The following is a 12371-nucleotide window of genomic DNA, read 5'->3' as shown; positions in this document are numbered from 1 at the left end:
GATTTTTAGTGAGTAAAATGGTGGAATAAAGCGATGAAAATAAATCCAACCGGAATTCCGATTGCATATACTTTACCAAAACCTTTTAGCCCGTTAGTATATTTATTATTAGCCCCAACTGATTGAAAAGCGGAGTTGAAACCATGCAGTAAATGCAAGGCAAGAAATACAAATCCTAAACAGTAAAGACCAACTCTCCAGATAGGAACAAATTTCTCTCTTAATTCTTCATAGTATCTAAATTCACCATTGTGAAGTCCAGACATATCACCAACAATATATTTCGTGTTTATTTCAGGAATCCAAAAATCAATAAAATGGATGACAATGAATATCAGAATAAATCCACCACTCCAAATCATGTTTCTTGACATCCAGGTAGAGTTAGCACTACCTTTATTTTTGGCGTAACTAACAGCACGTGATTTATTGTTTTTAATTTCTAATACAAACCCCATAATAAAGTGAAACACAACACCGAAAATTAAAATTGGTTGTAATAAGAATTGCACAGCCCAAAATGTTCCCATAAAATGAGAAACTTCATTAAAGGAATCTGGACTAAAAACTGATAAAATATTAATTGCAAAATGTTGAAGCAAGAACACCATTAGGAAGAAAGCCGAAAGTGCCATCGCGAATTTTCTTCCAATTGAAGAACTAAAGATTGAAGCCATTCTTTGGTTTTAAGTTTAATTTGAATAACAAATTTAGACTACAAACCCCGTTTTAACAAACTTTGTTAAGGCTTTTGCTTAGTATTTAGAATGGTTTTAAGATGAATTGCTTTTCTGTTGAAGATATTAAACGAAAACGTTTTCAAATATATGTATAGGTTAAACAAAAACCCCAACAAACATGTTGGGGTTTTTAAGCTCTAATTCAGGGATAATGTTAGATTAATCATTCTTTAATCTAGAAGCTCAAAATCTATTTCGATATCAAAAACGAGTTCGCCAATTGCGGTATCTCTAAAAATGCCTCGTATCCATTCATCTCCGTCATAGTTGGTTTCTAATTTGATAATTTCACCGAGATTTTTATTCATTTTGCCAGCAATGCCACTTGCCCGATTCCTTGCTTTATCAATCGCTTTTTTAATAATTTCAGCTTCTTCATCAGGGTCTAATTTTGCAACATAATCATAGCTTAATCTTGAACTTCCCAAGGCATTGGTATTTGCAAATTTTAATGCATCTTCTTTAGAATTAGTTTTAAAATGATACAACATTCCTTCTTTACCTAAACTTAAAGTGATGTACCCTATTTCATCTTTTTTTACTTGGCTTAAATCAATCTCACTTTGTGTAAGTTTTTCTTTAAAACCATCAATTAGTTGTGTTGCGGTAATGCTACTTTTTCCATAATTGGCGTAGTAGGTTGAAACCACAACAGATGCCTGATATGCTGGGTTTTTGTCTAAAAACCGGACTCGTTCGTTTAAACTAATGGTGTTTTTTTCCTGTGCCATGGTGATTGTAGTTATAAGTACTGTTAGTATGATTATAAGTTGTTTCATAGACATTGTTTTTTATTCTTAATCCAGTTCAAATCTGAAAATTCCTTTAAGATCTGTTATTTCGCCTTCAGAAGATATGCTGGTACCATATTTACCGTCTATTTTTGTTTGTGAACTTACTGATATGAAACCGGCCATTTTGAAAGGTTCAACTCCAGTTTCTTCATCTTTTGTTGCAATTAAATTCGAACCATTTGCTTCCCATGTTCCCTCGAAGTCTAAATCAGAATTGTCGAAGTTTTCCATTAAAAAGGTTCCGCCTTCCTTTAGGGTTAACACATACTCGTTTGGTATTGCAGCGTAATCTGGTTCATCTGAAGTATCTTCAACGAAACCACCTACAAAGAAACCTTTGACAAACTTGTTGCTGAAAGTGATTTCTACGGTAGCAGTTGTGTTGCTGTTTCTGGCCTCTATAATTAGTAACCATTCACCCAAAGGAACATTACTTTCCCATGAAATTACCCCGGTATTTTCATCAATAACGATATGACCCCGACTCAGAATTTCACTTGGTGAAGAGATGGAAAAGGTGCCTACATCTCCATTCCAATCTAGAATTACTGGAGCATATGATCCGTCATTTCTAAACGTTGTTTCTAAAGTTGAAGCAGCATATTCAAAGTGTATGCCACTGGTTGAATTTTCAATGTCATCATTGCTGCAACTATAGCTACCAACAATGGTTAGAATTGCTATTACTAATTGAAAAAGTTTCATTTTTTTATATTTTAAATTTGCTTTTGATTAACCTAATCGAATGCCCAGATATCCTTTAAATACTCACCATCGTAACCTGCAATTAGCCATATTTTATTTTGAAAGACCGTTGTCGTATGGTCAAAGCGTTCTGAGAAAGAAAAATCGGATATCACTTTAGTCCAGTTTATTCCATTTTGACTATGCCAAATATCATTTTGTGCTCCGGGATTGGCACCACCAACTATCCACATCTTATTGTCAAAAACGAAAGAACTAAGCCTAATTCGTGATGAAAAGGCCGCTCCTAAAGTAGCCTCTGTCCAATCTGCTCCATTTTCACTGTACCAAACATCACTTTTTCGTTGTCCGTTTGATCCTGCTATTAGCCACATTTTATTATCGAATACTACCGAAGTGTGCATCGATCTTTTTTCAAAAGCTGCCCCCTCGGTTGCTTGAGTCCATGTTATTCCATCTTCGCTATACCATACATCACCTAAAGTTTGCCCGTCGTAACCACCAATGACCCAAATCTTGTCATTATAAATAACTGAGGTATGTCTGCCTCTTTCTGAAAATATATTTGCTGTAGTTATCTGATTCCAGTTGATACCGTCTTCGCTATTCCAAACATCATTCAAATAATTATCTCCATCAAAACCACCCAAAATCCATAGTTTGTCATTAAAAACTACCAATGAGTGATCCCATCTTCCTGCAAAATCAGCAACCGGATTGACTACACTCCAATTAGTGCCATTATCACTATTCCATACATCACTTAACAAGTTGAAATCTTTATCGGCACCACCGATGACCCATAACTTATCATTAAATACTGTTGTAACGGCACGACGTCTTTCTGCAAAACCTGGATTTTCTTCAGTCGCCGTTTCTGGTACTCTAAGGTCTCTTGTGGTAAAACTGAAAACTTCAGTTTCGACACTAGCACCTTTATTGTCCTTTGCGATGACTTTCCAATAATAGGTTTCAAGCATTGACAATCGTTCAGTCACTTCAAAATCGTTTTCGGTCAAGTCATTTTGATATAAAGTGGTTGGAGGGTTTTGTACATCTAAAATTAAATCATAAACAATAGTATCTCCATCTGGATCGGTAGCAGTTTCCCAATTGAAACTAGGCACTACATCAACATTATCCATCTCATTTTCAACACTAATTAATCCAAAGTTATCTGGAGGTTGATTTGCTGGATCCGGATCTGGATCTGGATCAGGTTCAGGATTTACTATTGGGCCTGGTTCCGCAATAGGTTCGGGTGCAGTGCCGTCATCTTTACTACACGCTACAATAGCGATAAGCATTATTACTAATAATTGAATTTTATAGTTTTTCATTGCTTTTATTTTTAATCAAACATCCATATATCATTGAAAAACCCATCTTCAAAACTGGCTCCACCAATCAAATACAGTTCCTTGCCATTACTGCAAAAAGAGCTACGAAAACGAGGTTGATAATTTGCATTAGTGGTTTGTCTCCTCCAGTTAAAACCATCTCTAGTAAACCATAAATCATTTAAAATTCCGTCTTCATTGAAACCACCAGTGATCCATAATTTGTTATCGAATGTCGTAACGTTAAAACTTGCTCTTCGTGAGAAGTTGTTAATACCTATGTCTTCCGTCCAGTTTTGGCCATCAGTAGTGTACCAAATAGCAGAAGAATATGTGAAAGAATCCACAGATTGTCCACCCAAAACGAACATCTTATTGTTAAACACAACCACCTTAAATCCTGCTTTGAGACCATATGGAGCTGAATCGGTTTCTAGTTCCCAATTAACTCCATCTTCTGAGCTCCATATGTCATCGGGTGTTTCACCTACTGTTGAACTAGTTTCGTTTCCGCCAAATACATAAAGCTTATTTTTAAAGGCCGCCACTTTAGGAACGGACACATTGCCGTAAGCAGGGTTGTCGGTTTCTTTTTCCCAATTAATAGCGTCAGCAGATGACCATATATCGGCAATATGACCGCCTTCAATTATACCACCCAAAAGCCATAACCTTTCTTTGAAAATGACTACATTATGTTGGGTTCTTGGCTCGAATGGAGCCGTATCAGTTTCTAAAACCCATTCTTCACCATTAGTACTTGACCAAATATCATTTGTATGGCTTTCACCTTGAGCAAAGCCTCCAATGAGCCAAAATTTGTCTTGAAAGAAAATGGTACTATGACCATATCGAGAATTAAAAGGAGCTGAATCAACAATAGGATTTTCTCTCATATTTATTTCTCGTGTTCGAAATTCGAATGTGTCACTTTCGGTGACGCCACCCTTATTATCTCGCGCAACTACTTTCCATGTAATACGAGCGCTTAAATCAAGTCTGGCAACGTTATAGCTAGTGTCAGAAATTCCCTGAGCAATAATTTTCGTGGGTTCGGGAGGGGGATCGTTTTCCCCTCCTATGGCTGTAAATGTGTTAGGGGAATGATCTTCTAAATATATATCATACACCAATTCATCTCCATCGATATCGGTTGCCGCTTGCCAAGTTAACATTGGTGAAGTGCCCACATCAGTTGCTTTGTTAGTGATGCCTACTAAATCGAAAGCCTCCGGTGGTGTATTTAAGGTTTCAGTACTATTGTCATCTTTGCTACATGACGCAAATAACATGAAACTACTAATATAGATAACTGCTTTTTTCATGATTACAGATTATTGAAAAGCCCATACATCACTATGGAAACCTTCGGTGTAAACACCATTTTTTATAGGATAGGAGATAACCGGAAAACCTGAGATGGTCCAAATACGATTATCATATACTATTGAAGTATGATTTGCTCTGGTTTTGAACTCGTTTGTAATACTTACTTTTTTCCAATTAATACCATCAGTACTGCGCCAGGCATCATTAAGAAAATTTGCAAACCCAGCATGACCAGCCATTACATACATGCCTTTGTTATAGGAAACTGCTGTATGACCAAGTCTTGATTTAAAACCTGCATCAGGAGTGGCTAGATTCCAATTAATACCGTCAGACGAATACCATACGTCATTTGAAAAACCTGAGCTAACACCGCTATAAGAGATTCCACCTATTACCCAAAGTTTGTTATCATGTACTAGAGTAGTATGGCCTTTACGTTTACCAAAAGGTGGATTTGAGTTAGCGAGCACCCAATTAGCTCCATCACCACTAACCCATATATCCTTTTTTATATCGGAAGATTCTTTTCCCTCGCCTCCGATTAGCCACATTCTGCCTTTAAAAGCCGTAAGTGTATGCGCTGATCGAGCAGAAAATGGCGCATTCTTAGTTGCGAATTCCCAGTGTTTACCATCTTTTGAGTGCCAAACCTCGTTATTTGGACTTAACTGACCCGCTGCTCCATTTTTACCGCCAATTACCCACATTTTTTTATCGTGAACTGTGGATGCATGAGCCATGCGTCCATTAAAATTGGCGTCTGGATTGACTAATTTCCATTCTTTACCATTTTCAGATCGCCAAACATCGTTTTCATAGCCTTCAACATCGGCAGCTAGCCCACCTATTATCCAGATACTTTTATCAAAGTTTAATGATGTATGATAGGCCCGCTTCGGAAAAGGAGTTTCTTTATTTATTAACTCTCCTTTTAAAGATAGCGGGGTTGCCCCAAGGCCAAGTTTACTTGCATTAAGCTTTTCTGGTTCTGTAATTTCCTGTTTTTGACAGGCGCTAATTATCACAATCAGACTTAATAGTACTAGTTGTTTTGTTTTCATGATATTTTGTGTTTAGTGAAGTAAAAGCCCTCTAGATTAAAGTTCCATCCAAAACCTAATTGAAGAGGGCTTTAGGGTCACATTAATCTAATCTTTGATGCCAAAAAATTTGGCAATTTCATCATAAGACATTTTAGAATAATCGGGTGGGGTTTGTTTACCGGATTGGGAATTATCTGCAGGAATAATTACGTACCGATAATCATCAAAAAGATCAAAATCATTAGTGCCGTCATTCGGGGTTATGCCTAGTGCGCGGAGTGACCCATCGCCAAATGTAAAAGAGTAAGTGTCTTCCGTAGCGGCTCGATAATAAGGCAAGGGTATCACTTCGTCTCCCATTATTGCCAAGACATTACCCCTGCCATAAACCATAATAGTGCTACGATCTAAATCGATATTAAGTGAAGTGATTTCTGTGTCGGTTGCTAAAGTAAATACTTTTTGTAGTAAGCCACCTCCTGGAGAAAATCCATTTTGAATCCAATCGGAGACAATAACATTTGCATTTCCGGACTCACCTTGTTCTCCTTGCGTTCCTTCTTGTCCCTGTGGTCCTTGTTCACCTTGCGGACCAGCTGGTCCCGCGGGACCTTGTGCGCCATCCTCAGGAGAACATCCTATAGCGACTAGTCCAATTAGTAAATAGATAAATGTTATTTTTTGGAAAATATTAATTGTTTTCATCTTTTCTGTTTTAAAGATCTTTAGTATCATTTTTTATGAGAAAGCCCTCCTGCAATTCCATCCAACCTAATTGTTAAGGAGGGCTATCATTCAAACCAATCTAGTCTTTGATGTTAAAAAGTTTAGCAACTTCTTCATAAGACATTTTGGAATAGTCGGGTGGGGTTTGTTTACCAGTTGTTTGTTGTCCGCCAGGAATGATGACATACCTAAAATCATCAAAGAAAGTATATAAATTGGTTCCTCCGTCTAGCGCTGAAACTTCGATACGTAACGAACTTCCTCCAGAAAAACTACTTACTCGAAAACTATAGAATTCCTGCTGTGAAGTTAGGATGTAAGGCAATTGATACACGTTAGAAACGATAGCATTTATGTTCTGTCTACCAAATACAAGTAGTACATCTTCATTAAGATTGTATTCAGCGGGATTGAACGAGGTTAACAATTGTTCATTGGTTGTAGCTGCCCCTGCAGTTTCAAAATCTCTAGCAATCCAATCAGAGTAAATAACATTAGCCGTCCCGGTTTCACCTTGCTCACCTTGAGCGCCATCAGCCCCGTCTTGTCCATCGGTACCGTTTTGCCCAGATGGGCCTTGTTCACCTTGCGGGCCAGCGGGTCCTGCTGGTCCTTGTTCGCCATCTTCTGGAGAGCAGCCAACGGCAAATAATGCGGTTATGAAATAGAGTGTTGTTAGTCTTTTTAAAATGTTTATTGTTTTCATCACTTTTAGATTTAAATTTTTCCAAACCTAAAAACGACATCTACTGTATTAGTCCTAAATATTTAAATTCGAAAGAAACTGGACTGTAAAGGGGTCTTTATCCCTGTAATCGCTAGGAGACATACCCGTATGTTTTTTGAATGCATTATAAAAAGTGGACTTCGAGTTAAAACCAGCTTCTAAGCCAACAGATAGTATTGTGTAATGATGAAACCCAGGGGAGTGTAAGTTCGATTTTACATCGGCAATGCGATATGCATTAATATAATCAATAAAACTGCCCTCAATAACCGAATTGATTAAACTGGAAAGGTAACAGGCCGAAATGCCAAGCAAATCGGCTGTCGAAGATAAACTCAGGTTGGGGTTTTGATAAATTTTGTCCACTTGCATTAGGTGTTCTAGCTTTTGAAAATATTCATTAGCGCTGTTGAGTGGTTTTCTCGATTTGTTTTTTAAACTCATAATCTTTTGAGAACACAAGGCGGCTATAATAGTAAGTAGGTGAAGATGTCGTTCATTAAAAAAAGCCTTTTCCGGATGCTCAGAATCAATTACACCAAAAAGCTCATCATTGATAATTATAGGAACAGATAATTCCGAAAGTCGTCTAGCATCATCAACAATATATCTGTCATCGGCTGAAGTGTCTCTTACTAGTGTTGCAGTTTTAGAAATGGCAACACTTCCTACAATACCTTCACCAAGTTTAAGCGTGATTTTGTTATGAATAAAATCATCTGCTGGGTTTTTGTGTCCATATGCAGCACGCTGATGGAGTAAGTTTGTTTCTGGATCGAGTTCATAGATTACACAATCGATAAAGCCCAACTCATGAATAACGTTTTTAGTAATATCCCAAAGCACTTCATCAATCGATTCTTTATCATGTAGCGAAGAAGAGAAAAAGCTAATTGCTCGAATTTCTTTAACTTCATTTGATACTACCTTTTTCATATTCAATTCTTTTTATATGAAAGTAGTATTCACTTCAACCTAATCACTTCACGTATGTAACTTAATACTATGATTATGTAACAAGAGCTTATTTTAGCTCTGTTTCCAGATATTCAGATGGAGTTTTGCCAAAGGTTTCTTTAAAGCACCTCATAAAATAAGTGGGAGTGTTAAAACCAATAGCGTAGGCAATTTCATTAATTGTCTGATCACTGTTTTTCAACATTTCTGTTGCTAATTGAAGTCGTTGCGACCGTATAAATGCCGATGTAGACATTCCTGTCAAAGCCACTAGTTTTCTATGCAGTTGCATACGACTAACATTGGCATATTCACAAAATTTTTCAGCTGTAAATGCCGAATCGGTAATATGAGAATCTAATATATTTTTAATGTTATTTAAAAAGGCTTCATCGATTGAGGTTAGTGCAAGATCTTTCGGTTTTAAGATCATTCCTTTCTGATATCGCGCCCTTAACTGTTTTCTAATATTAACTTGATTCGCTATGCGCTGTTCTAAAATTGCTAATTTAAAAGGCTTTGTTATATAATCGTCAGCGCCAGACGAAAGCCCTTTTAACTCATGTTCTTGATTAAAACTGGCAGTAAGAAGAATTACAGGAATATGACTAGTACGTTCATCAGCTTTTAAGGTATCGCATAATTCCATTCCGTTCATCAATGGCATTTGAATATCGGATAAAATGACATCGGGAACATATTCTAATGCCATTTCTAAACCGGTTTTTCCGTTGGCTGCCTCTAGAACTTGATAGGTTTTTACAAAGTTATTCTGAATAAAGGTTCGTAACTCATTATTGTCTTCAATTACTAGTAAAATTGGTAATTCTGAAGTGTTTGTTTCGTCAAATTCATTGCTGGCATTCGTTTTAATTGAGTAATTAATTGACGTTGTGTCTGTTGTTGTTTGAGAATTAGTTTTTATTGGAAGGACAACTTTAAACGCTATTTTTTGATCATCTTCTACAAAGACATTGATTGTTCCCTTGCATAATTCCACAAGTTCTTTGGTTAGTGCAAGGCCTATTCCGGTACCCTCATTATGATCATTAAATTGATAAAAGCGGGTAAACACTTTTTCTAGCTGAAGTGAATTTAGCTCATCTGCGTCATTTTTGACAACTATTAAAAGTTGATTAGATTCGATCTTGGCGCTAAAAAAACAATCGCCATTGTTTGATGTATATTTTAATGCGTTTGAAAGCAAGTTGACGACAATTTTTTCAATAACGTCTTCATCGTAAAAAACTTGTTTGACAATTTGAATATCTTTGACAAAACCAATTTGCCTTTTTGTAGCTTGATATTCAAAAGATTCGACCAACGAGTGGAGAAAAAGACCAAGGTCGCCGCTTTTTAAATGAAGTTTTTGTTTGCCATCATCGAGCTTTGCTAATCCTAAAAGTTGATCAACTAAAACGGTAAGTCGCTCAACATTGCGTGATGCTATAGAGATGTTCGTACGATCTTTATTTGAAATATCATTGTTCCTTAGTTGATCTTCTAAAGGTCCAGAAATTAATGTGAGCGGAGTTTTAAATTCATGGGCGATATCGGTATATAATCTAGACTTCTGCTCGTTTAATTTTTTAAAATGTGCTGCTTCTTGTTTCTCGATGTTCAAGTTGAGTTTCATTTGCCATCGCCATTTCTGGTATCGATAAATACCATATAACATTCCTAAAAAAAGCAAAATATAACCAAACTTAGCAGTATTGCTTAAAAACCAAGGAGGACTAATAAAAATAGGAAGGGTCGTGACCGCAGTTGTGTTTTCATCACCATCATAAACTGATTTTAAGGTGAGAGTTTGCTTGCCATAAGGCATATTAGTGAAATACGCTGTTTGAAAGTCAGCTAGTTTCCAATTTTTTTGATCTACTGTGTAGTAATACCGTATTTTTTGGGGATTGTCAAAATTTAAGGTTGAAAATCGAATTGCAAAATCATTTTGATTTGCGGCTAAAGTTAGCTTGTTAACATATGGTGCTTTTGCAGGGGCTATTAGCGTTTTATCATTTGTGGTATTAACCATAATTTCAGTTATTACCGGACTTTTGGAAATACTGCTTTTTAGATTTTTTGACAGGTCTATTATCTGAACTCCTTCATCAGTACCCAAGTACATGCTATTGTTTTTAGCGTCATAATAACCCGAACCATATAGAAAGGCATTGGATATTAATCCGTCACTTTTAGTGTAGTGTGTTATTGTTTTTCCACTTTGTTCGAACACATAAATACCATCATTTATTGTGGTTATCCACAATTGATTTTGACCATCTTTTCTGATTGTCATTATTTTTTTATTTAATAATTCATCTTGGTAGTACATTCTATCAAACGCGGAATTATTTTCATTGTAATTAGCAACACCAGCTTCGGTACCAAACCACATATTACCATTCTCATCTTCTTCTAAGCTTAACAAAAGATTTGAATTAATACTATTTCTATTACCAGCTTCATTACGATAGTTTATAATGTGTTTTGAGATTTCATCTATTAGAATTGTTGAAGCGTTATCAATACGAAAAATGCCATATCCGGAAGTTATTATCCACATACGATCATTATGATCTAGGTGCATTTGTGTGATTTTAGATTCACCTAGATTGGATTCCGTTTCAATAGATATGTGTCCTAGTGGTTGATTATCCGGATCAAAAAGAAAAAGTCCAGACCATGAACCTATCCACTTTCGTTTGTTTTTATCAATTTCCAGCCCTAGTACTCTTAGCTTTTGACCTGTTTTTTCGCCAATTTGGATACTATCAATTTCTTGATTATTTATTTTATAATAATATGAATAGTCAGAGCTAGCAAGTAATTCATCATTTGTGCTATACAAACCAAGAATTCTCCTGTTTTTTATTAGTTGTTCAGGTGTTTTTAGAATTCGGTACAAACCTTGGCTGCCTCCAACATATAAAGTTTCTTTATGTTTTGTAATTCGTCGTCCGTGAAGTTTGATATGGTTTTGGGCAAAGGCGCGATATTTTTTTTCCTGTTTAAATAATCCCTTATTAGTGCCAAGCCAAAGGGTATTTGATTCGTCGATAAATATGGTTTCGAGCTCGTATTGATTCAAATCAATATTAACTTCTAATTGTTTTATGGTTGATGTTTTAATATCAAGTTGATATAAACCATTTTTTACGACTATTAGGATGCTTCCGTCTTGGGCTATTTCAATGGTTTTTAAATCATTAGGAATATCGAATTCTTTGGTAGGCTTATCATTATTAAACAAAATTAAACGATTTTTCATACCTACTATCAAGCCTACATTAGGAACATAAACCAATTTTATAACGCGTTCATCAAAGGCATAAATTTGATTTAAAGTTTCATCATCAAGGTTGTATTTAATGAGAACATCAGATTTGTCAACCAACCAAATAGTGCTTCCATCTTTTGCAATATCACTTTGAAAATGACCTATATTGAGGTTTTTATAGGTGTTTTTAGTAATGTTGAACTGGACATAGCCATCTTCGGTCGCACTCAAAATATGGTTTTCCGAAATTGCTGCAATACCAGAGACTAGCTTGCTTGAAAATTTGTTAATACTGTCTTTTGCAAAATTGGTAAAGGTATCGGTGCGCGCCGAGAACTTGCATACACCACCACCATAAGTTCCCAGCCAAAAATCTCCATTACTATCAATTGCGATATCTTTAATCCAATTAGCGGCAATACTTGCATCGTCATCTGGTGAATTTCTATATACTTGATAACGATAACCATCATATCGATGAAGTCCGTCTTGGGTTCCAATCCATATAAAACCTAAGCTATCTTGGGTGATAGCTGAAACCCATGAATTGATTAAGCCATCATTTACTGGTTCAAGATTTATTTTATCTTGTTGTTGACTTTTCAAAATCTGGATGTTCAATCCGCAAATAATGACTGCAATACCTAGATAGCGCATATCACTAATATAAGAATTAGTTTGTGTAAACTACTGATCGTGACTTGCTCAAATAATTAGTAATTAGGAT

10 protein-coding genes are annotated in these 12371 nt (G+C 36.0%); all 10 read right to left on the bottom strand.

Translation table 11 applies throughout. The features are described from left to right. Positions 1 to 5 precede the first annotated feature (5 nt). Positions 6 to 677, bottom strand: coding sequence for a succinate dehydrogenase cytochrome b subunit (locus GWK10_RS07615; RefSeq protein ID WP_164031152.1), 672 nt, complete (start codon positions 675 to 677; stop codon positions 6 to 8). 233 nt (positions 678 to 910) lie between these two features. After that, entirely contained in the window at positions 911 to 1519 is a 609-nt protein-coding gene (locus GWK10_RS07610) for a hypothetical protein (protein ID WP_164031149.1), read from the bottom strand. Between the two features lie 18 nt (positions 1520 to 1537). Next, the gene (locus GWK10_RS07605; protein ID WP_164031147.1) at positions 1538 to 2239 is read right to left on the bottom strand and encodes a hypothetical protein; all 702 of its coding nucleotides are present in this window, start codon (positions 2237 to 2239) and stop codon (positions 1538 to 1540) included. A 32-nt stretch (positions 2240 to 2271) separates the two neighbouring features. Beyond that, on the bottom strand, positions 2272 to 3579 hold the full coding sequence (locus GWK10_RS07600) for a Kelch repeat-containing protein (RefSeq protein WP_164031143.1): 1308 nt from the start codon (positions 3577 to 3579) through the stop codon (positions 2272 to 2274). Between the two features lie 11 nt (positions 3580 to 3590). Then, positions 3591 to 4904: a Kelch repeat-containing protein gene (locus GWK10_RS07595; RefSeq protein WP_164031904.1), complete on the bottom strand. Its 1314-nt coding sequence runs from the start codon at positions 4902 to 4904 to the stop codon at positions 3591 to 3593. Between the two features lie 9 nt (positions 4905 to 4913). After that, entirely contained in the window at positions 4914 to 5972 is a 1059-nt protein-coding gene (locus GWK10_RS07590) for a Kelch repeat-containing protein (protein WP_164031139.1), read from the bottom strand. Between the two features lie 87 nt (positions 5973 to 6059). Then, a complete protein-coding gene (locus GWK10_RS18290) occupies positions 6060 to 6659 on the bottom strand; it encodes a collagen-like protein (protein WP_204263103.1) in 600 nt (199 codons plus the stop codon). A 100-nt stretch (positions 6660 to 6759) separates the two neighbouring features. Beyond that, positions 6760 to 7386, bottom strand: coding sequence for a collagen-like protein (locus GWK10_RS07580; protein WP_164031136.1), 627 nt, complete (start codon positions 7384 to 7386; stop codon positions 6760 to 6762). A gap of 54 nt (positions 7387 to 7440) precedes the next feature. After that, positions 7441 to 8343 (bottom strand): helix-turn-helix domain-containing protein, encoded by a 903-nt coding sequence (locus GWK10_RS07575; RefSeq protein ID WP_164031132.1) that lies wholly within the window; start codon positions 8341 to 8343, stop codon positions 7441 to 7443. Positions 8344 to 8431: 88 nt separating this feature from the next. After that, positions 8432 to 12301 (bottom strand): hybrid sensor histidine kinase/response regulator transcription factor, encoded by a 3870-nt coding sequence (locus GWK10_RS07570; protein WP_164031129.1) that lies wholly within the window; start codon positions 12299 to 12301, stop codon positions 8432 to 8434. Positions 12302 to 12371: the final 70 nt, after the last annotated feature.

This window comes from Spongiivirga citrea, assembly GCF_010671565.1.
Lineage (GTDB): Bacteria > Bacteroidota > Bacteroidia > Flavobacteriales > Flavobacteriaceae > Spongiivirga > Spongiivirga citrea.
Note: the sequence above shows the minus strand (reverse complement) of the source record. Positions and strands in the feature narration are given on the sequence as shown.

What these genes read in the sequence shown, in the direction of transcription:
- GWK10_RS07575 (WP_164031132.1), bottom strand. Translation starts at nt 8,343, where the DNA reads ATGAAAAAGGTAGTATCAAATGAAGTTAAAGAAATTCGAGCAATTAGC.
- GWK10_RS07595 (WP_164031904.1), bottom strand. Translation starts at nt 4,904, where the DNA reads ATGAAAAAAGCAGTTATCTATATTAGTAGTTTCATGTTATTTGCGTCA.
- GWK10_RS07580 (WP_164031136.1), bottom strand. Translation starts at nt 7,386, where the DNA reads ATGAAAACAATAAACATTTTAAAAAGACTAACAACACTCTATTTCATA.
- GWK10_RS18290 (WP_204263103.1), bottom strand. Translation starts at nt 6,659, where the DNA reads ATGAAAACAATTAATATTTTCCAAAAAATAACATTTATCTATTTACTA.
- GWK10_RS07615 (WP_164031152.1), bottom strand. Translation starts at nt 677, where the DNA reads ATGGCTTCAATCTTTAGTTCTTCAATTGGAAGAAAATTCGCGATGGCA.
- GWK10_RS07605 (WP_164031147.1), bottom strand. Translation starts at nt 2,239, where the DNA reads ATGAAACTTTTTCAATTAGTAATAGCAATTCTAACCATTGTTGGTAGC.
- GWK10_RS07600 (WP_164031143.1), bottom strand. Translation starts at nt 3,579, where the DNA reads ATGAAAAACTATAAAATTCAATTATTAGTAATAATGCTTATCGCTATT.
- GWK10_RS07610 (WP_164031149.1), bottom strand. Translation starts at nt 1,519, where the DNA reads ATGAAACAACTTATAATCATACTAACAGTACTTATAACTACAATCACC.
- GWK10_RS07590 (WP_164031139.1), bottom strand. Translation starts at nt 5,972, where the DNA reads ATGAAAACAAAACAACTAGTACTATTAAGTCTGATTGTGATAATTAGC.
- GWK10_RS07570 (WP_164031129.1), bottom strand. Translation starts at nt 12,301, where the DNA reads ATGCGCTATCTAGGTATTGCAGTCATTATTTGCGGATTGAACATCCAG.